The following is a 2,597-nucleotide window of genomic DNA, read 5'->3' on the forward strand; positions in this document are numbered from 1 at the left end:
ATATTTCTTCCAGACCTATGGATCTAAAATATTTATATGTGCCGTCATAAAACTCAGGAAGTCTTGTCGCGTCTTCAGGAAATCCGCTAGAGATATAATTATGGTTACCCTCCGGAACACAAATAACCATACCAATACGAGCACGTGTTAGTAACACCCGGTAAGCATTCAACATATACTTTCTTCGTTCAAGGCTACTTTCTGTTTTCCCTGTTTCTTCACGCCAAGCAGTCTTTCCATTGAAATTGTAAAACTTCCATTTCATATTATCACATCTCACATCAGCATCCCATAAAACACAAGTATAATCCAATTCCAATCCTTGAACTTGAATTTCTGTTGCCGCATCTTCGAGATAGTTTGATGAACGAACATCATCCCTATCCTCCAAAAACCAATGAACAGCATTTTCATCTCCTTGCTCAAGTATATGAATAGCCAATGGTTTAAAACGCGCTGCAGCTTTGCTGACAAGTACGCCAGCTTTTTGCGAACCTCTTGTTTTACTACGCAACCAAGCCCTAGCTTTGTCCATGTCTCTCGTTAATACAATTGGGTAATGTTTTCTAATTTTCTCATACCACATTGAAGCATCAGGATTGAATGAAAGTAAAGAATGCACAAAAGCAGAAAGGTTTTCTGCTCTAAACGAACGAAGACTAACACCAAGATGGAGATTTGATGAATATGTAACTTTATCATTGTTAGCTAATAACTCATTAACCCTACCATCAGCATATTCCTTTTCGGTAAGCTTATCGGATATATATATCTTCCAATGTGAAAATCTCTCATTAAGAGCCTTTATCCATTCTGAGATTCCTGCTTCTCCAGTATTAATTTCCTGACCACCACCTATTAAACATATTATTGTTGCCCAATCTTCTCTTTGATCGAGCGACCAGATTAAGAAAGCGGCTTCAGAAAGTGGAAAATCCTTTATTTTTAGTTTGTTGCCATAAGTCCCGCCTCGTTTAAGATAATCAGAGAGTCTCTTATGCGTCCATGAACGTTGTGCTTCATCAAAAATGGCAACATGCTCAACTTCTCCATAACCGGCTTTAGAAAGTTTTATTGCTTTCTCAGGATCAATTTCAAGAATCCCATTGCGAATAGGATTCTTTATTTTAGCCAACATATTATCTCTATATCGATGTATAATTTGTATGAACTTACTCACTTCTCTCCTTGAATCAGAGAGATTTTTTCTTTCGCCACGTTCTCTACACTTTCTTTGATTATCGATAGCCAATGCCTCTGTAAGGACAGCAACTAATGGACCGTTACCAGATAGATAGACAGCTCCCTCATCTTCTATAAATTCATTTCCATCCTGATAGGATTGCTTTACTGCCACATCCAAACCAACAAGAGTTTTCCCCGCACCAGGCACACCAGTAACAAAGCAAATACTTTTTTGTCTATTATTCCGACTTTTCCTGATTACACCGAGTATATACTCTATTGTCTTATCTGTTGATACTTTGTCTGCTTCATGTCTTGTAATATCTTCTACGCTATGGTTTTCGTAAAGTTTCTTAGCAGCTTCAATAATAGTTGGCGTTGGAGAATAGGGGCTTATAATCCAATCAGCACCTAGACTTGGATCTTCATTCAGCGCACCTGAATGTATAAAAACATTTGAAATAAGTTGTTGTAATCCAGTAATGCCTGTTACTAATGGGTTGTATATAGAATCATCATAGACTGAAGAAACAAAAACATTCGAACTTGTATCTAATTTAGTTGGAACTAAAATAGGAACAATGGTTCTATTCTGACTCAATAGATGAAAGTTTTTCAAATCCAAAGCATAGTCTAAAACCTGTTCGACGTTAGATTGAAGTACATTCCTTTCTCCAATCTTAAATTCAATACAAAAGATCAATCCTCTAAGTAAAAGAACTACATCAATTCGTTTTCCTAATCTAGGAATATCATACTCAAATATCACATGCCCATTTTCATCTCTCCACAACAACAAAACATTCTGCATAATTTCTATCTCACTTAACCATGCTTCATTTGTGGTTGTAATAGAACAACCATGATAATTGCTGAAAAATGTTCCTAATAGTGCCTTTGGAGACATCTTACAGAAATCCTGAATAGTAGAATGAAATAGGCAACGTATCATAATGATCTTAACGGTATTGATTTGAGTTTATTAAAGTATTCGAATTGCAAAAATAATAAATATATCTATTATTTAGATAATCAGAAGTTTAGATATATGTAGCACCATAATTTACCGTCTCTTTACTCATCAGTCTTCCAACAAGCATATCTACATTCGTATAAGGATTGAGTTTAAGAATCGGCGCATCGGTTTTTTAAATATTTTCTGTTCTCAACCAGCATGCATTGATCATACCTTCAAGTAATTTGTCCTTAACCAACGGGAAAGGAGAAACAGATATTTTACTTTTCCATCCAATATCCGTGTTTGCATAAAATATTAAGCTGCGGAATTGTACGCAAAAAAATCCTTGTTGTCACCATAAAACAAGTCACACAGGTCTATAAAAAATAATAAACGTGAGTTCGATATAAAATCAAAAAAAAGAAAGTTGTCTGTCATTGACAAAATTTATATC

Annotated in this window: 1 protein-coding gene; it reads right to left on the reverse strand. The window is 35.3% G+C overall.

Annotated features, from left to right (window positions below; genetic code table 11):
* Nucleotides 1-2,137, reverse strand: a 2,137-nt coding sequence (locus Q3C19_RS18040; RefSeq protein WP_302731215.1) for a DNA/RNA helicase domain-containing protein, incomplete at its 3' end; no start/stop codon positions are given.
* Nucleotides 2,138-2,597: the final 460 nt, after the last annotated feature.

This window comes from Bacteroides sp. ET489, assembly GCF_030518095.1.
In the GTDB taxonomy this organism is placed as follows: domain Bacteria; phylum Bacteroidota; class Bacteroidia; order Bacteroidales; family Bacteroidaceae; genus Bacteroides; species Bacteroides ndongoniae.